Below are 18638 nucleotides of genomic sequence, written 5' to 3' on the forward strand. Positions count from 1 at the left end.
GAATGTTTTAGCAATACAGATGTTTTCCGGCAATACCAAATAGCAATACCTGTTATTATTCTAAGTTTAATTTTTAACAACAAGGAGAAGATCATGAAAAAATTCAGCAGAATTACATCCATGCTTGCAGCTTTTTTGTTCGTCGTCATTTCCGCAACCCAAGTGTTTGCGGCTGAACAAGTAGCTGAACTTAAAACGCCAACTGGCTTCTATGCCTTATTGGTAATTATCCCTCTAATTGTTATCCTTGCGCTGCTATTCATGAAAGTGGATATGATTGCCGCAGGTTTCGTCGGTGGCGTGCTCGCAATGCTGATTGGCGGAATCGGGCTTGCCCAGGCAAACGACCAGTTCTTGAAAACAATCCCTGGCATGCTTTCCATTACAGTTCCGATTATTAACTCGGCAATTGCGATGGCGGTATTTAAGTCCGGCGGTTACACAGCGGCATTGACATTGGTTCGCCGCGGCATTAAAGGCAAGGTTGAATACTTTGCAGCATTTATCGTTATTTTGCAGGCAGCTGCTACATACATGTCCGGTATCGGCGGCGGTTCCGCAATGGTTATCGCTCCGCTTGCATTCGCGGCTGTAGGTGCTATCCCAGAATTGATTGCAGCTATGTCCATTGCAGCAGCTGTATCTTTCACTACTTCACCGGCATCTCTTGAGTCCGGTATCGTTTCTAAATTGTCTGGAATTCCAGTTGCACAGTATGTAGATGAAATGCGTATTTTCTGGCTTGCATTTACAATCCTGGCAGTTATCCTTGGTTTCTACGGAGCCAAAAAGCGTAAAGTCATTTTCAAGGGTGAAGAAGCTCCAGAGTTTGCTGGTTTGACTACTGGACAGATTTTCAAGGTGACAATTCCGGTCATTTTCTTGCTAGGCGCAGTTATATTTGGGCCATTCATTAACAAAGGAATTGGCATGCCATTGTTTACGCCATTAGTGTACACAGTGATTACCTTAATCCTGATCTTCCTGTGCACGAAGTTTAATTTGAATGAATCCATCAATGCGATGATCGATGGATCGACTTATATTCTTACAAGGTTGTTGGCAGTAGGTATTTTCCTTACCTTTATCAATATTATCGGCGATACTGGCGCTTTCAAAGTAATCGCTGGAATCGCTGAAAAAGCACCGACTGCTTTCGTTGTACCTGCCGCTGTTCTTGCAGGTATACTTGTCGGTATCCCTGCCGGAGCATACGTTGGCTCGATTCTTGGACTCGTTTTGCCAGTAGCAGTTTCCCTCAACTTCTCACCAGTTGCTTTAGGTTTCGTAGCAATGGGAGTAGGGCTTGGAAGCCAGTTGAGCTTTGTTAACATCACAATGCAAGCACTATCTTCCGGATTCCAGATCCCTATCATCGATGTTGTTAAAGGAAACGCAAAATGGGTTGGTTTATCAATGGCACTATTGTTAGTCCTTTCGTTCTTCATGGGCTAAAAGTAAATTCTGGAGGTTAGTATGATGGACATTTTATTCAAGCAAGTTAGGCTTAAAGATGGCGAAGCGTTGAAAGACGTAGCCATTAAGGGCGGCAAAATCGAAGCTATCGAAAATGAACTGAATGTTGAAGCTGCACGGGTAATCGAAGGCAACGGAAAAGTATTAATCCCGGGCCTCGTTGAAAGCCATATCCACCTTGATAAAGCGCTGATCGCCGACAGGCTTCCAAACAAATCAGGTACTTTGCAAGAAGCACTTTCAGTAACTGCCCAGCTAAAGCCGACTTTCTCAAAAGAAGATATCGTTGATAGAGCTGAGCGTACACTTAAGATGCTGATCAAGAATGGTACGACACATATCCGTACGCATTCTGAATTCGATCCGTCCCAGGGCTTTACCGGCTTTGAAACAGTCATGGAGCTGAAAGAAAAGTACAAGGGCATCGTTGACATCCAGGTTGTTGCATTCCCGCAAGAAGGAATCTACAAAGCGCCTGGCACTGAGGAAATGATGTACAAAGCAATGGACATGGGCGCTGACGTAGTCGGCGGCATCCCTTACAACGATACTCCATGGGATAAGCATATTGACCTCGTGTTTGAAATCGCGAAGAAATATGACAAGCCAATCGACTTCCACCAGGACTTCAAAGACGGCCCTGAAGGAATGAACATCGAGTATGTTTGCGAAAAAACAATCAAAGAAGGCTATCAAGGACGCGTTTCCGTTGGCCACTTGACAGCACTTGGCGCACTTCCGAAAGACCGCCTGCAGCCAATCATTGAAAAAATGGCTGAAGCGCAAATCAGCGTCATGAGCTTGCCTGCAACCGACCTTCACTTGGGCGGAAGGCATGACGAATACAATGTGCGTCGCGCATTGACTCCAATCCGCGCACTTCGTGACGGCGGCGTCAACATGTGTATCGCAACAAACAACATCCGCAACGCCTTCACACCATACGGAACAGGCGACGTGATGCTGACTGCAATGCTCGCAATCCCAGCTGGCCACCTTGGCGGCGCGGATGACCTGCCAACAGTATTGCCGATGATCACAACTAACCCTGCAAAAGCTATGCAGGTTTCCGGATACGGAATCGAAGTAGGCAACAACGCTGACGTTGTCCTTCTTGACACCGAATCTGTAACGAACGCGGTTATCGACATGCCTGCTAAGCTTTTCGTCGTGAAGAGCGGTAAGGTCACTGTTGAAACAAAAAAATCAATTGAGCTTTTCTTTTAAGATAAAATGATTTTGCAAAAAAGGCGGCAGAGATGCCGTCTTTTTGTTTTGCCTTCGTTAATGATTTTCTGAATGTTTGTGCAAAAATACATAAAAACATTTCTGAAAAGTTTATAATGGAAACAAAGGTCAGCAGCCTTGGAAAGTTTTGCAGAAGAAAAGAGGAGATGAGGAAGAATGGAGTCCAGCACGGTAATGAATTTAAATAAACTTGCAGAGGAAATGTCCGGACAGGTGATTGAGTGGAGGCGCTACCTTCACAGCCATCCCGAACCTTCCTTCCATGAAGAAAAAACAGCCCAATTTGTTTATGATACATTGGCCGGATTCGGCGGACTCGAATTGTCCCACCCGACGAAAACGAGCGTGATGGCAAGGCTGATCGGGAGCCAGCCGGGAAAGGTGTTGGCGATCCGCGCAGATATGGATGCACTGCCGATCAACGAGGAAAACGACTTCGAATTCAAATCGAAAAACCCCGGCGTCATGCACGCATGCGGCCATGACGGACATACCGCCATGCTGCTCGGGACGGCGAAAATCCTTTCAGGCATGAAAGACATGATTAAAGGTGAAGTCCGCTTCCTCTTTCAGCATGCCGAGGAGCTTTTCCCTGGCGGCGCTGAGGAAATGGTCTCGGCAGGCGTCATGGATGGCGTCGACCTCGTCATCGGAACCCATCTCTGGGCGTCGCTGCCTTTTGGCAAAATCGGCGTTGTGTACGGTCCGATGATGGCCGCGCCGGATACATTCTGGATTACAGTCAAAGGAAAAGGCGGCCATGCTGCGCTGCCGCACCAGACAATCGATTCAATCGCCGTCGCATCCCAGGTCGTTACAAACCTGCAGCATATCGTTTCACGCAATACCGACCCGCTCGATAACCTGGTCGTCTCGGTCACCCAGTTCATTGGCGGCACAACCCACAATGTCATCCCGGGCTCCGTCGAAATGTGCGGCACCGTCCGCAGCTTCGACCCTGACTTGCGCAAATCCGTCCCTGGCCAAATGGAACGCGTCATCAAAGGAATCACCGAAGCACACGGCGCAACGTATGATTTCAAATACGAATTCGGCTACCGTCCGGTCATCAATGACGCGGAAGTCACCAAAGTCATTGAAGAAACCGTCCGTGAAGTGTTCGGTGATGATACGTTGGATCTGATGAAACCGAACATGGGCGGCGAAGACTTCTCCGCCTTCCAGCAAAAAGCCCCAGGGGCCTTCTTCTATGTAGGCGCCGGAAATGAAGAGAAGGGAATCGTCTACCCGCACCACCACGCTCGCTTCACAATAGATGAGGATGCATTGGAAGTAGGAGTCAAAACGTTCTTGCATGCGACATTTAAGTTTTTGGGGTAAGAAAGAGTAGGGTAGGTACCATATTATTATTGAAGCCGTACAGGGGATTTTTTTACCTGTGCGGTTTTTGTTTTGCGTTGTGGGTTGGTTAATTGTTTGGCGATGAATTTTAAATAATTTTCTTTGTGGGGATTTTTGAAATAAGAGAGGAGTCGTCTTGTCGTTACGAAAGGGGAATGATGTGCGGTCGAATATGTAGGGTAACTACTCCAAACATATTCGTCAAGTGTGTCTGTGAGGCCAGCTTTCACCGGATTTAAATGGATATAGCGGCTAAGTTCGAGTTCGTATTTCCTGCCTTCGACGAGGACAGCGTAAAACCTTTTTTCAAAAACATGACCAGAGTGTTGGTATTTCTTATTGAAATAAATGGCGTACACCGAGTTCATATATTGAAGTATTTTACAAGGCGGATCGTCCCCGGATTCCAGTTGCATATGAATATGGTTAGGCATCAGGCAATATGCGTGCAATCGGAACTGAAATCTCTTCATTGCCGTTTGGAGCAAAAGCAGGTACATTTCACGGTCGCAATCATCGTGGAATAGGACTGTTCTGCGAATTCCCCGGCACGTAATGTGATAAATCGCACCAGGAAGCCATACGCGGTTCTTTCTTGGCAAAAAATCACTCCTTATTCATTTTTAATGGGTTGATTATAGAATTTTGAGATGGGGTAGGTTGAATTGACTTAGGTCTTCAGAGAAGAAAAGCGATAGGGAATGGAAGGGGTTTTACTGAGTGGCTTTTTGTTCATCATACTTGCTTTTTTGTTATTTTGCAAAAGTTGTTTTGGGAGAATTTTGGTAAATTAACTAGTGCTTTTTGTAAAGGTTTTTACTCCTTGGTGATTGTTGTGAATGACTAGTTATTCTTTGCTAAATATTTCGTTGAGTACATAGTGATTACTAGAAACTAGGTAGTCTTTATTACTTAATTTAACTAGTGGAAAATGACCATGAAATTTTATTTATATAGTAGGCGTCAGACGCCGACTAGTTTTCAAATAAAAAATATAGTCATTTAACTAGTTAAGTACACAAGGCAGGCTAGTAATTTTAAGAAAAAATACCTTGAAAATTAGTAATAAATAGCTATTCTTCAACTAGTACCCCTCACCCCCACAAGAATTAGGCACTAGTCAACAAGAAATCAACTGCCTACTAAGGCTAGTACTCCTCACCCACAAACCCAATCCAACCTACTAACCCCCCAACCCTTCATATTTGCAATACAACCCCTAAAGTGGCAAGATTTAATTTGGGAGTTTACCACTTTTTTGCAGGGAGGACATCAAATGACAGCGAAAAATTTGCAGGATACAGTGGAATTACATAACGGGGTAAAGATGCCGTGGTTCGGGCTTGGGGTTTTCAAAGTTCAGGAAGGGGACGAGGTTGTCCAGTCGGTCAAGGCTGCGATCAGAAACGGCTACCGGAGCATTGACACGGCGGCTGTATATAAAAACGAAGAGGGCGTTGGCCAGGGTCTTCGCGAAGCGCTTGAAGAGACAGGCTTGAAAAGGGAAGACATCTTCATCACGTCAAAAGTATGGAACAGTGACCAAGGCTACGATTCAACACTAAAAGCATACGACGAGAGCCTGAAAAAACTTGGGCTTGATTACCTTGACCTTTACCTAGTGCACTGGCCGGTGAAGGGGAAGTACAAAGAAACGTGGCGCGCGCTCGAAACACTTTATAAAGAAGAACGTGTCCGGGCAATCGGCGTCAGCAATTTCCATATCCATCATTTGGAGGATGTGCTCGAAGACGCGGAAGTAAAGCCGATGGTCAACCAGGTTGAATATCATCCGCGTCTGGCACAAGAAAAACTGCGCGCTTTCTGCCGTGAGCAGGGTATCCAGCTTGAAGCATGGTCGCCGCTTGCGCAGGGCCAGCTGCTTGATGACGAAACGCTAAAGGAAATCGCCAGCAAGTACAATAAATCCGTGGCCCAAGTCATTTTGCGCTGGGATTTACAGAACGAGGTCGTCACAATTCCGAAATCAATCAAAGAACAGCGCATCATCGAAAACGCAAATATCTTTGACTTTGAATTGACACAGGAAGGCATGGAGAAAATCAGCGGACTGAACGAAGACCGCCGCGTCGGACCGGATCCAGACAACTTCGACTTCTAAGGTTTCAAAAAATACATCGTGTCTGGCACACAAAGTGACTAAGTCTTCACCATAGGTGCCAACCACCATCTATTTTACGTCCAATTGCAAAATGCCTGGCATCCTTAAGGAACGAAGTGTTTCTTACAGGGCTGCCAGGCATTTATTTATATACAAATTTTACACTGTGCCAGCCATCTATAGAGCCAAAAGGGTTGCCAGGCCCTTTTTATAAAATCAATGGCGGCCAATCATCCAAGCGCCCAGACAGAAACGCTGCCGCCATTTACAGGGAAAGAGGCCCAGCCGTCTTCTTCAATGACAACTTCATCGCTATGGTTGCCGGTGATATCTTTCCATGTTTCGCCTGCCCGCACCTCGCCGGCGAACATTCTCTTTTCTCCGTCATCACCATTTGAAATGACGACAGCGCAGCCGGAACCTTCGAATTCCTCCAGCCCTTTCCGCACCCAGCCAATCGTATTCGGATGGTCGAAATAATCGTCTTGTTCTCCATAGGCAAGTTTTTTACGCGAGTACAAGAGGGGATCAATCGACTCTTTTTTGCCCTCACATGGCTCTGGGCCGTCAATGCCATAGTAGTCTCCATAGAATACACAAGGATATCCATCTTTCCTTAGCAAAATCAACGCATACGCACTCTGCTTGAACCAGTCTGCCACCCACGATTCAAGTGCTTCATGGGGCTGGGAGTCATGGTTGTCGACAAACGTAACAGCATGGCTGCCGTGCGACTGGACAAGCGTATCGTCAAAGATTCCCGATAAATCGAAATCCCGGCCTTCGAGCGAGGCTGCGTGGAATTTATAATGCAGGGCGACGTCGAACAAATCAATATTATAGTCAACCAGGTCAAGATATTCCTGACTTTTGTCCAGCTCGGGTTTCCAAAACTCGCCGACGAAATAAAAATCCTCGCCGCGATGCTCGTTCATCGCATGAACGAAGTCGTTAATAAAATTGTGATTTATATGCTTGATTGCATCGAGTCGGTAGCCATCGCAGTTGGTGGTGTCAGCAAGCCACTTGCCCCAGTTGATCATTTCTTCCCTGACATCGGGATGGTCATAATCATAATTGGCGAACATGAGATAATCGTAATTTCCGAATTCGTCATCAACATGGTCGCTCCACGATTTATGTTCGCCGAGAATCCGAAAGATGCCGGTTCTTCCTGTTTTTTCATCAAAATCAGTACCATTGAAATGGGTATAATTCCATTTGAAAGAAGAATATTGGTCGGCTCGTCCCTGGAAGTCAAAGCGTGTCCACCCATGTATTTCGAATGGCTCCGAAATGACTTCGTTCCGATCCATTCCATCGACTTCGACAACCTCGAATTTTTCCATCGCATCCGCGCCAGCCTTGTGATTCATCACTACATCTATATATACTTTCAGCCCGTTCTCGTGGCAAGCGGAAATGGCCTCGAGAAGCTGGTCTTTCGTTCCGTACTTTGTTTCTACGCTGCCTTTCTGATCGAATTCACCTAAATCATAAAGGTCATAGGGGGCATATCCCGTGTCCTCGCGGGTAATTGCTTTTGTAACGGGAGGCACCCAAATCGAATCTATTCCAATCTCCTTCAGTTCAGGAGCCATTTCCTTGAGGCGTTTCCAATGGGTCCCGTCTGCAGGCAAATGCCACTCGAAAAATTGCATCATTGTCCTATTTTCATTCATCGGTTTTTTCCTTCCTCTTCGCAAAATCAATCCTGAATGCTATAAGATTTAGTTTATTTACCCATTAAGCTTCGAGGTTAACCAACGCCATTCTACAAATTTCCTTTCTATAAAGAGCCTTTACTAATATTTTTATTAAAAGGCACTGTTATCTAGATTGTTGATTTCCACTCCGGGGACATGCTTTCCGCGGGGCGGACCGTGGAGCCTCCTCGGCGTCCTAGACGCCTGTGGGGTCTCCACGTGCCGCTTCATCCCGCCGGAGTCAGTCCCCTCTGTTCCACTCCGGGGACATGCTTTCCGCGGGGCGGACCGTGGAGCCTCCTCGGCGTCCTAGACGCCTGTGGGGTCTCCACGTGCCGCTTCATCCCGCCGGAGTCAGTCCCCTCTGTTCCAATCAACTTCATTGAAAATCAAAACTCACCTTTAACTGAGCCTACAAAATCCAACAAAGTCTCCTTATTAATGTTTGTTTTTTTGCAAAGAAGGGTTTTAGGGTGTAGAGGAGTTTCTGCCCTGCTGCAGAATTTGGTTAGTGAGGGTACATAAGGAGGATGTAAAATGAACGGAGAAGTAGAATTGGTGCTGGATGCCAAGGCTGTCCTTGGCGAAGGGCCTTGCTGGGACGGGAAGAATGGGCTGTTATATTGGGTTGATATTGAAGGCAAGAAGCTACATCTCTACAAACCTTCAACCGGGGAGGATAGGGAAGTTGAGGTCGGCGAAATGATTGGAGCGGTGGTTCCAAGGGAAGCAGGCGGAGTCGTCGTAGTTCTTGAAAGCGGGTTTTATTTCTTGGATCCCGAGGATGGAAAACTCGAGCAAATCACCGACCCGGAAAGGGACTTGCCGGAAAACCGTTTCAATGATGGGAAATGCGACCCGGCAGGCAGGTTCTGGGCTGGTACACTGAATTTAAATGGGAACGAAAAACATGCGGCCTTGTATTGTCTTGATACAAATCTTAAAGTCACGAAAAAACTTTCCAATCTCAGCTTGTCAAACGGCCTCGCTTGGTCGCCGGATCATCGTTTTTTTTACTTGATCGACACACCGACAAAAAGAGTCACAAGATACCGGTACGATGTAGAAACCGGGGAAATCAGCGACCCGGAAGCTATCATTGAATTTTTAGAAGGGGAGGGTTTCCCGGACGGGATGACGATTGATGAAGAAGGAAATCTGTGGATCGCCCACTGGGGAGGCGGAAAGGTCACGAATTGGAACCCGAATACGGGCGACCTGTTGCAGACAATAGAGGTTCCTGCCATAAATGTAACTTCCTGCACCTTCGGGGGCGAGGAGTTGAAAGACCTCTACATCACCACCGCCCGAAATGGAATGGAGGAAACTGAACTGGCGCAATTTCCGCATGCCGGCGGCCTTTTTAAAGTACGTACCTCTGTAAAAGGCATGCGTGCTAATGAATTTAAAGGATAAAGTTCTAGTGCGTTCCTTCAAGCAAAATCAAGATTTGATGTAAAAACATAAAATATTCTGTATTCTCCCTGTTTACTTTTACCAAATTGAGGTAAGGAGAATGGTAGAGGCATATAATGTGAAAACATTATAGAAAAAGGGGGAAGGAATATGCCGGTTTGGGCAGCTGCAATTGGAGTTGCTATTTTGGTGTTGTTTGTTCTGGAAGAAGCGGCTAATTTTTTCTGGAAAAGATATGTGTACGGAAAGCCGGAAAGAGCGCCAATAACACAAAGATCACAAAGAACGCATAGAAGCCTGGCGCGCCTTGTTCCAAAACGAGTGAGGGAATCAGTCCTTGTTGAGCGATACATACTCGCTCCAAGCAGATGGACAGGGAGGCTCCTGATCAGGTTTTTAAAAAGAATCCGAGCTGACCGAGCCTATCAGTTTATTTCCGGTAAAGCAGCCAGAATGGCAGTTATGCTGAAAGCTTTTGCAAAAAAGGTTTTTACCCGTATTGTTTCATTCTTTAAGTTAGTTTTCGCCTATCCTATTAAAATTTCCAAGGCTGGCTTTGAAGGCGCAGCAGGTTTGATCAGAAAATATAGAAAAAGCTCTTCCCATTCGTAGGAAGAGCTTCTTTTTTTGTCTCAATGCAAGCTAATATTGAAAGTGAATGGTCTATGTGTTAACTGCCTTTTAGTTCTCTCACTTTTTCGGCCATCCTGCCGATTCCTTCAATCATTTTGATAATGCCTTCATCGATCGTCTTTTTCCATTTCGGTGCTTCCTCTTTAATCGTTTCGGCGGCTTTGCCGACTTCTTCCTTTAGCTTTTCCGTCTGTTCGGCGATTTCTTTTTTCGAGAATAAAGAGTCGTCCTCGCCGGCCACTGTAATCCCGAAGGTGTTCTCCTTCAGGTGCGGCTTCGCTTCCTGCATAATGGCCCGGAAAAGCGGTGCAGCCCCTTGGGAGGCATTGGTCGTCAAATAATGCTCCCGGTCGGTTTTGTCGTAGCCTAACCAGACGGCGCCGGCGACTTCCGGGGTATAACCGGCGAACCATTGATCTTTCGTCCCACGGATGTCTGCGTAAGGAAGCTGGGTCGAGCCGGTTTTGCCGGCAATATCAAGGCCATTGACCTTCGCCGCTTTCCCGGTTCCGTTTTCGACGACGCCGAGGAGCATGGATGTCATTTCCTTCGCCTCTCCACGTGTCATTACCCTCGTTGATTTTTGCTTATGGCTGGCGATTTCGTTGCCCGTCGGCCCGACGATCTTGACGATGAAATGGCTGTCGTATCGCTTGCCGTTATTCGCAAAAGCAGAGTAGGCGGAAGCGAGCTGAAGCGGGGAGATGCCGTGATGCATCCCGCCAAGCGCCAGGGCCAGGTTACGGTCTTCCTTTTGAACAGGGATACCGAACTTTTCTACCGATTCCGCGCCTTTTGATACGCCGATTTCATTTAACAGCCAGACTGTCGGCACATTAAGCGATTGTTCAACTGCTTTGTACAACGGGACTTTACCTTGATAAGTCCTCGTTGCGTTCTGTGGCTTGTAGTCTCCAAACGACGTTGGTTCATCAACAAGCACGGAGTCGGCGGAATAGCCTTCCTTCAGCGCAGGTGTATAGACGGCGAGCGGTTTCATCGTCGAACCCGGCTGCGCCTTGAGTTGGGTGGCGCGGTTGAAGCCGCGGAAAACATGGTCTCCCCGGCCGCCGACGACGGCGAGTACTCCACCTGTCCTCGGCGAGACGAGAACGGCGCCGCTTTGGACAATTTCCCCGCCGCGTCCACGCGGGAAGAGCCAGCTACGGTTGTAGACATTTTCTAGTGCTGTCTGAAGGTTAGGATCTAATTCTGTATAAATACGGTATCCTCTTGTCAAAATTTCATCCTGCGTCAATCCGTATTCCCGGACCGCTTCATCGAGGACGGCATCGACATAGTAAGGAAACTTCCGCTTAATCCGCGAGCCACCGCCGTCATCCAAGTGAATCTTTTCCTTGATGGCCTTTTGATATTGCTCTTCGGTAATCTTGTTCAATTCCTTCATTTTGCCAAGAACGACATTGCGGCGCTTTAAAGCCCTGTCATAATGCTGGTAAGGATCGTATCCGCTAGGTGCCTGCAGCAGACCTGCCAGGACAGCTGCCTCGCTGATGGATACGTCCTGAATGTTTTTATTGAAGTATCTTTGCGAAGCGGTGCCGATCCCCCATGCACCGCTGCCAAAGTAAACCTGGTTCAGATACATTTCAAGAATTTCATCTTTTTTGTACACATCTTCAAGCTTGGCGGCGAGGAACAATTCCTCGGCCTTCCGGCGGTACGTCTGCTCCGGGGAAAGTAGGGCGTTCTTAGCCAGCTGCTGGGTGATCGTGCTTCCTCCGCCCGTAATCCTTCCCGCGAATAAATTACTGAAGAAAGCGCGGGCAATCCCTTTTACATCAAAGCCGTTATGTTCATAAAAACGTTCATCTTCTATAGAAGTGACAGCGTCCTTCACATGCTGCGGCATATCTTCAATCTTTGTTCCGCCGATCCGGTTCGCTGTCACTTCTGCAGTCTTCTGGCCATCGCGGTCATAAATGACGGTGGACTGGCTGAGGCCTTCCTTGAGAGAACCAACATTGGCCCTCATCGCAAGAAAGGCGAAGAACAGGATCGTAATCAATAGCGCAACAAGCGCGATGAGCAATAATATTTGAGTTAAATGCCGCTTTTTCCAAAAACGGCGGATTTTTTCCCAATAGGGATGCAATCGTTCCATATATTTCAACCTTCAATCTTTTGACATATACGTTGAGAATAACAAAAAACTGGCGAAATTCAAATGCGAACCTTCCCCTTAAATAGTAAAGTCTGGTCGGCAAGGAACTTATTTGCCAGCAAAAGGCAAAAAGGGGCTGACCATGTAGCCCCCTTAAAAACTATTAATTTTTGCGAAAAATCTCTGCGCCAATGCTTACCTGGCAGGTTCATCATTGGGCATCCAATCCTGCGCCCAACGCGCAAGCTCCTTGATTGCCGGAGTCAGACTTTTTCCTTTTTCAGTAAGAGAATACTCAACCCTGACCGGCATGCCGGGAATGGCTTTACGGGAAACGAGGCCTTCCTCTTCCAATTCCTTCAGCCTCTCAGTCAAAACCCTTGCGCTGACGGGGAGGATTGACTCCATTTCCGAAAAGCGCTGCGGCCCGTACATAAGCTGGTAAAGGATGAGACCGGTCCAGCGTTTTCCGATGAGCTGCATCGCTTTTTCAACACGGGGGCATAATTCGAACTTTTCCATCGTCTTGCTTCACCTCGATGGGACTATTATACTCTTTTTTCACGATTTTTCATTAGAAATGCGGTAACTCGAAATTTAAGCTGGGAATGGATCCGATTCTAATAAAAAAAACGGCGCCCAATCGCGGGCGCCGTCTCCGTTTCTCCTGCCGGACATTACCAGTGGTGAGCTTTCGCGTTGCTCCTCAGGATAATATCCGTTTGTGACATTTTCGTCTGGCCGTTCAGCTGTGATTTCGTGTGCTTCCGGCTTTGGAACGCCTGGTGAAAAAGACCTGATCGCGGATCTAAATAATCCTTGTAGCTCATTTTATCACCTCTATGCAGGATTTTTGAAACGCGGCACCTTTTGCTCGATGCCATTAGTTAGCTTTCCAATAAACAGGGTATATTAAAAGCTTTAATGCAAAATATCTTCGAGAACCTGGTTTTTATTTTGCAAAAAGGAGCTTAAAAGGGGTTTGTTTATAATAATTATTGCTGGCTAAAAGGAATCAATGCCAACAGGGCATTAAATTAAGCAAGATAGCACCATTCGTGTTATAGTAAAAAGAAATTTATCTGTAATGCAGTCAGGAAGGTGAGACTATGGCGAACAATTTGAAGACAAATGATAGCAGCCTGCCACTTAGGCGGGATGTGAAAATGCTTGGCAATATCCTCGGCGAGATTCTTCGTTATAACGGAGGGCAGGAGCTGTTCGAAACGGTCGAGCGGATCAGGCTTACATGCAAGGAATTGCGCGAATCGTTTGATATCGGTCAATATGAGCAGTTGAAGAAGGAAATCGGCGGGCTGAATCCGAATCTAAGGAAACAGGTCATCCGTGCCTTCGCGGCTTATTTCCATTTAATTAATATCGCTGAGCAGAACCACAGGATCCGCAGGCGGCGCGAGTATCAGCTCCGGGAAGATGCCAACACACAGCCGGGTTCAATTGAGAATGCGATCGATTCACTGAAAGAGCATGACATTACATCAGATGTCATTAAAAAGGTTCTTGATGGGATGTCACTCGAGCTCGTGATCACGGCTCATCCGACCGAGGCGACGAAACGGTCGATTCTCGAAATCCAGAAACGGATCGCTGATCTCTTGAAAAGCATGGACAACCCTCTCCATTCCAAAAAAGAACGGGAGAAAATTGAAGGAAGCCTTTACAACGAAGTATCTGCGCTCTGGCAGACAGACGAGCTCCGGGACAGGAAACCGACGGTCATCGATGAGGTCCGCAATGGACTTTATTATTTTGACCATACGTTGTTCGACGTCTTACCGGATATCCACGAAGAAGTGGAGGACTGCCTCGATGTTTACTATCCTGAAGAGCAATGGAAGGTGCCGACTTTCCTAAGGTTCGGCTCGTGGATTGGCGGCGACCGGGACGGGAATCCGAACGTAACGGCTGATGTGACATGGGAGACTTTGAAACGGCATCAGCGGCTCGTTTTGAAAAAGTACAAGGATGTTCTGGTTGAATTGATGAAGCGTTTCAGCCATTCGACACATCGGGTCAAGGTGAGTGAAGAGCTGATAGAGTCCATCGCATCGGACGAGATGAAGTTTTTGCCGGAAGAAAAGCGCTGGACGGTCGTAGAGGAACCATATCGCCGCAAGTTCGCTGTGATGATTGAACGAACACGGCAGGTGGGGCAGTCAGAAACCGGCTATCAAAATGCCGAAGAACTGCTTTCGGACCTATACATGATCCGCCGGAGTGTTTATCAGCATCATCCTGAAAATCGGGAATTGAAGATGCTTGAAAAACTGATCAGACAAGTTGAACTTTTCGGTTTTCACCTGGCCACTCTCGATATCCGCAACCATAGCGGCGAGCATGAAGCAGCCATCACGGAAATCCTTCGGAAAGTAAGGATTGCTGATGACTATAAAGCCCTCTCGGAAGAAGAAAAGCAGGAGCTTTTGCAAAAATTGCTTGAAGACCCACGGCCTTTGTTACTTTTACATGAGGATTACTCACCGGAAACGCGGGAAATGCTCAAGGTTTTCCAATTGATCAAACGCGCTCATAAGGAATTCGGGAAACAATCAATTTCCGTTTATCTTGTCAGCATGACCCAGTCGGTGAGCGACCTGTTGGAAGTGCTTCTGTTGGCAAAAGAGGCGGGGATTTACCGGCTTCATGTGGACGGCACGGTGGAATCCGATTTGAATGTTGCGCCATTGCTGGAAACAATCGATGATCTGACAGCCGGCCCGAAAATTATTGAAACGCTGTTCAACATGCCGGTTTACCAGAATCATCTTGAAAAGCTCGGCAACCGCCAGGAGATCATGCTCGGTTATTCGGACGGCAGTAAGGACGGCGGAACACTTACAGCTAACTGGAAATTGTACAAGGCCCAGTTAGAGATTCATGAAATGGCGAAGAAATACCATGTCGGCCTGAAGTTCTTCCACGGCCGCGGTGGTTCGCTTGGCCGCGGGGGCGGCCCTTTGAACAGGAGCCTATTGTCCCAGCCGGCGGAAACGTTCGGCGACAGCATCAAGATCACCGAGCAGGGAGAAGTGCTTTCGTCCCGTTATTTGCTTGAAGACATTGCCTACCGGAGCCTTGAACAGGCAACATCAACGATGCTCGAGGTCGCGGCCCATGTATCAAAGGAATCTGAACAGGAATTGCGCGATGACCGCTATGTCGGGGCAATTGAGGAAATTTCCGAGGCGGCTTTGGCAAAATATCAGTCACTCGTCTTTCAGGACAGCGACTTCCTGACCTATTTCAATCAGGCCACACCATTGGGTGAGCTTGGCGAATTGAATATCGGATCACGCCCGATGGCTCGTAAAAACAGCGCAAAGTTTGAAAACCTGCGTGCGATTCCGTGGGTTTTCGCGTGGACGCAAAGCCGTCAGCTTCTGCCAGGCTGGTATGCGGCCGGAACCGGATTGGCGAGCTTCGCGGATAAGGATTCCGGGAACCTGGAGTTGCTGCGGGAAATGTATGAAAAGTGGCCATTCTTCCGGTCGACGATTGACAATCTTCAGATGGCCCTTATGAAAGCCGACATTACGACCGCAAAGGAATATGCTGCCCTTGTGAAGGACAGTGAGATCCGCGGGCGCATTTTCGGGAATATCGAGGATGAGTATAACCGGACAAAGAAGATTCTACTGGCTATTTCCAGCGACAACGAGCTTCTTGACCATTCGCCGAATATCAAGGACTCTGTCCGCAGGCGTAATCCGTACGTCGATCCGCTGAACTTCATACAGATTGAGCTGATCAAGGAACTGCGTGACATGGAAGAGCCGGACGAAGAATTGATGGTCCAGGTGCTGTTGACCATCAGCGGAATTGCAGCGGGGCTTAGGAATACTGGTTGATTTTTTAGGGGCTTTGGACAACGGGGAATGGCTTTCGTGAATGGCTGTCTTAACTTTGGCTGGCTTTGGACAGAAAGGGGCTTGGAACTCTTTTTAGTGTCCGAACATAGTGTCACTTCGGACAGCACCGGGCTGTAAAAGTGAAAAACTGTCCCAACATTGTCCATCTTGGGACAACCAGAGGTATTAAAAGTGAAAAACTGTCCCAACATCGTCCATCTTGGGACAGACGGATGCCTAAAATCGCTTTCCCAGTCCCAACATGAATCAACTTGGGACAGCACCGGGCTGTAAAAGTGAAAAGCTGTCCGAAAAATTAAACGTTTCAGTAATAAGAACGAGGAAGCCTTCCGCAAAAAAGGCTTCCTCGTTTTGTTATCCCTGCTTTTGAAAATTCAAATCCCATATAATGCCGAACTCATCGCGGACTTTTGCGTATTTCGCGCCCCAGAATGTGTCCTGCAGCTCCATAAAGACTTGCCCGTTCTCGGCCAAAGCCGCGTATGCGTTTGAAATTTCCTCATCGTTCTCGAATTCGAGGACGAGTGAAACATTGTCGCCGGCGGTCACTTCCCGGCCGGGTCCTGCGTCGGAGACCATGATGACCAGGTCGCCAATTCGAAGGCGGCCATGAATCAACAGGTCAGCGGCTTCTGGGGGGGAAGGATAATCGGTTTCCCCGTATGTCTTGAGTTCTTCCAATTCGCCTCCGAAAATTCCTTGATACTTTTCCAGCGCAGCTCGGGCATTTCCGTTGAAGCTTAAATAAGGGGTAATCACTTGTTTCACCAACATCATTCCTCCTCATAAAAATACTTTCATAAATCATTTCGCTAATAACTTTTTTAATCCTGCCCATTCTAAGAAATATTGAAACTATGGCAGGAGGTACTTCTTTTGGCAAAAAACATTTCAGAATTCATTGCGATCATGACTGCCCAATTCCCGGTTAAACGGCTGGCGATATTTCTCGCGGCAACTGTGCTATTATTGCCGAATCAGGCAAATGCACAACAAAAAATCCCGATTCTCGTTTACCATTCCATCGCAGAATTTACTGGCAGCGGCCAGAAGGAACTTTATGTGACACCGGAAAACTTCAAAAAACAAATGGAGTACCTGAAAGAACACGGATTTACGTTAATGACCTTCGAACAATGGGATCAAGTCAATCACGTCAAAAAACCAATCTTTATCACAGTGGATGACGGCTACAAAGACCACCTGAACATACTGGAGACCTTTCAAACGTTGAAGGACCCAGCCTTCAGGCCAGCAGCTACGCTTTTCATCATCTCTGATTTTATCGGAAACCGAAACCGCCTCTCGAAAGCCGATCTCCAAATGCTTGCAGGGACCGGAATGTTTTCGATTCAATCCCATACAGCGACCCATCCGGATTTGACGAAGACGACCGACTATAAAAAAGAGTTGGAAGAATCAAAACTGAAAATCGAACAAATTACAAAGAGGCCCGTCATTGCTTTGTCCTACCCGTACGGGAACACGAACAACAAAGTGATAACTGAAACTAGAAAGTACTATAAATTCGGGCTGACGACAACTCCAGGACCGTTTGTCAAAAGCAATTTCCCTGAAGAACTGTATACTCTGCCAAGAACGTACGTTAAATACTCGGATACATTGGCCGATTTTGCCAATATCGTCAATGGCCTTGATCGCAAAGAGCACCGGGATAGGTGAAAATTGTCTCCGTTCACGAGAACGAAAGTAAAAAAATGGCCATTACTAGCAACTATAAAAAGGTGCCAAAGCGGATAAATTCATTCCGCAGCTTCATTCTGTTAAGATGGTAAGCAGAGAAATTGTTTGGAGTGTGATGGAATGCAAAGGGAAGATTTGGACATCAAGTTGATTGCACTGGATATGGATGGAACGCTGCTGGATGACTCACATGAGGTATCTGAAGAAAATCGCCGAGCGATCCAAGAGGCGGAGGAAAAAGGGATTAAGGTAGTATTGAGTACGGGCCGTAACCTGGCGACTTGCCGGGATTATGCGGTTTCGCTCAAACTTTCCTCTTATCTCGTGACGATCAACGGAGCGGAAATTTATGGACCGGAAGGCGATCTCGTCGAACGGAATCCAGTTAGCCTGCCATTGATGAAGTGGATGTATGATGTATCGAAAGAGCACAAAACAGACTTCTGGGCAATCAGCACGGAGAAGGTTTACCGGAATGAAATGCCTGGAAATCTGGATGAGCATGAGTGGCTGAAATTCGGCTTCGATATTCCGGAAGACGCGGTCAGAGAAACCGTCCTTGGGCTCCTCCGGGAAAAGGGCGAGGTGGAAATCAGCAATTCAAGCCCGACCAATTTGGAAGTCAATGCAGTCGGAATCAATAAAGCTGAAGCATTGAAGAAAGTGTGCGAGAAGCTTGAAATCAACATGGATAATGTCATGGCGGTCGGTGACAGCCTCAATGACATTTTAATGATAAAAGAAGCAGGCCTCGGGATTGCAATGGGCAATGCGCAGGATGTTGTCAAGAATGAGGCCAACTGGGTCACGGCCAACAACAACGAATCAGGGGTCGCCAAGGCGATCCGGGAATGGGTACTTTAACTTAATCATATTTTTTGCAAAAGAAACCTCCTTTTCGAAGGAGGTTTTTGCCTTTGAAAAGAGGGCTGCCAGACTGGACTTCAATTTTGCCA

Annotated in this window: 15 protein-coding genes; 9 read left to right on the forward strand and 6 right to left on the reverse strand. The window is 47.1% G+C overall.

From position 1 onward, the window contains the following. The first annotated feature begins 93 nt into the window (after positions 1-93). The 3 genes from BN1002_RS09010 (at position 94) to BN1002_RS09020 (ending at position 4065) form a co-directional block, all read left to right on the forward strand. Positions 94-1455 carry a hypothetical protein gene (locus BN1002_RS09010; RefSeq protein WP_048824674.1) on the forward strand — a complete coding sequence of 454 codons (1362 nt, stop codon included), beginning with the start codon at positions 94-96 and terminating at the stop codon, positions 1453-1455. 21 nt (positions 1456-1476) lie between these two features. Next, a complete protein-coding gene (locus BN1002_RS09015) occupies positions 1477-2703 on the forward strand; it encodes an amidohydrolase family protein (RefSeq protein WP_231575008.1) in 1227 nt (408 codons plus the stop codon). A 177-nt stretch (positions 2704-2880) separates the two neighbouring features. Continuing rightward, the gene (locus BN1002_RS09020) at positions 2881-4065 is read left to right on the forward strand and encodes a M20 family metallopeptidase (RefSeq protein ID WP_048824676.1); all 1185 of its coding nucleotides are present in this window, start codon (positions 2881-2883) and stop codon (positions 4063-4065) included. Positions 4066-4091: 26 nt separating this feature from the next. Here the strand turns inward: BN1002_RS09020 and BN1002_RS09025 are convergent, their stop codons facing one another. Next, entirely contained in the window at positions 4092-4688 is a 597-nt protein-coding gene (locus tag BN1002_RS09025; RefSeq protein WP_048824678.1) for a transposase, read from the reverse strand. A 674-nt stretch (positions 4689-5362) separates the two neighbouring features. Between BN1002_RS09025 and BN1002_RS09030 the strand changes: the two genes are divergently transcribed. Beyond that, on the forward strand, positions 5363-6208 hold the full coding sequence (locus BN1002_RS09030; RefSeq protein ID WP_048824679.1) for an aldo/keto reductase: 846 nt from the start codon (positions 5363-5365) through the stop codon (positions 6206-6208). A 230-nt stretch (positions 6209-6438) separates the two neighbouring features. Here BN1002_RS09030 and BN1002_RS09035 read toward each other — a convergent pair whose 3' ends face one another. Beyond that, on the reverse strand, positions 6439-7890 hold the full coding sequence (locus BN1002_RS09035; RefSeq protein ID WP_048824680.1) for an alpha-amylase: 1452 nt from the start codon (positions 7888-7890) through the stop codon (positions 6439-6441). A 561-nt stretch (positions 7891-8451) separates the two neighbouring features. Here BN1002_RS09035 and BN1002_RS09040 point away from each other — a divergent pair. Continuing rightward, entirely contained in the window at positions 8452-9330 is an 879-nt protein-coding gene (locus tag BN1002_RS09040) for an SMP-30/gluconolactonase/LRE family protein (RefSeq protein ID WP_048824681.1), read from the forward strand. Positions 9331-9480: 150 nt separating this feature from the next. Further along, the gene (locus BN1002_RS09045) at positions 9481-9942 is read left to right on the forward strand and encodes a hypothetical protein (protein ID WP_048824682.1); all 462 of its coding nucleotides are present in this window, start codon (positions 9481-9483) and stop codon (positions 9940-9942) included. 58 nt (positions 9943-10000) lie between these two features. Here BN1002_RS09045 and BN1002_RS09050 read toward each other — a convergent pair whose 3' ends face one another. The 3 genes from BN1002_RS09050 to BN1002_RS09060 all read right to left on the reverse strand — a co-directional run bounded on the left by BN1002_RS09050 (position 10001) and on the right by BN1002_RS09060 (position 12918). Further along, the gene (locus BN1002_RS09050) at positions 10001-12088 is read right to left on the reverse strand and encodes a transglycosylase domain-containing protein (RefSeq protein ID WP_048824683.1); all 2088 of its coding nucleotides are present in this window, start codon (positions 12086-12088) and stop codon (positions 10001-10003) included. 195 nt (positions 12089-12283) lie between these two features. Beyond that, entirely contained in the window at positions 12284-12610 is a 327-nt protein-coding gene (locus tag BN1002_RS09055) for a winged helix-turn-helix transcriptional regulator (protein WP_048824684.1), read from the reverse strand. Positions 12611-12765: 155 nt separating this feature from the next. Further along, entirely contained in the window at positions 12766-12918 is a 153-nt protein-coding gene (locus tag BN1002_RS09060) for a YpzG family protein (protein ID WP_082036363.1), read from the reverse strand. Between the two features lie 279 nt (positions 12919-13197). On the opposite strand from BN1002_RS09060, the gene ppc reads away from it, so the two are divergent. Further along, on the forward strand, positions 13198-15957 hold the full coding sequence (gene ppc / locus BN1002_RS09065) for a phosphoenolpyruvate carboxylase (RefSeq protein WP_048824686.1): 2760 nt from the start codon (positions 13198-13200) through the stop codon (positions 15955-15957). A 375-nt stretch (positions 15958-16332) separates the two neighbouring features. Here the strand turns inward: ppc and BN1002_RS09070 are convergent, their stop codons facing one another. Then, positions 16333-16752 (reverse strand): VOC family protein, encoded by a 420-nt coding sequence (locus tag BN1002_RS09070; RefSeq protein ID WP_331386405.1) that lies wholly within the window; start codon positions 16750-16752, stop codon positions 16333-16335. 102 nt (positions 16753-16854) lie between these two features. Here BN1002_RS09070 and BN1002_RS09075 point away from each other — a divergent pair, with 102 nt between their 5' ends. Together BN1002_RS09075 and BN1002_RS09080 are read left to right on the forward strand one after the other, a co-directional pair. Next, positions 16855-17661 carry a polysaccharide deacetylase family protein gene (locus BN1002_RS09075; RefSeq protein WP_048824687.1) on the forward strand — a complete coding sequence of 269 codons (807 nt, stop codon included), beginning with the start codon at positions 16855-16857 and terminating at the stop codon, positions 17659-17661. A gap of 141 nt (positions 17662-17802) precedes the next feature. Further along, positions 17803-18546: a Cof-type HAD-IIB family hydrolase gene (locus BN1002_RS09080; protein WP_048824688.1), complete on the forward strand. Its 744-nt coding sequence runs from the start codon at positions 17803-17805 to the stop codon at positions 18544-18546. Positions 18547-18638 lie beyond the last annotated feature (92 nt).

Origin of the sequence: Bacillus sp. B-jedd, from assembly GCF_000821085.1 — a bacterium.
Taxonomy (GTDB): Bacteria; Bacillota; Bacilli; order Bacillales; family Cytobacillaceae; genus Bacillus_D.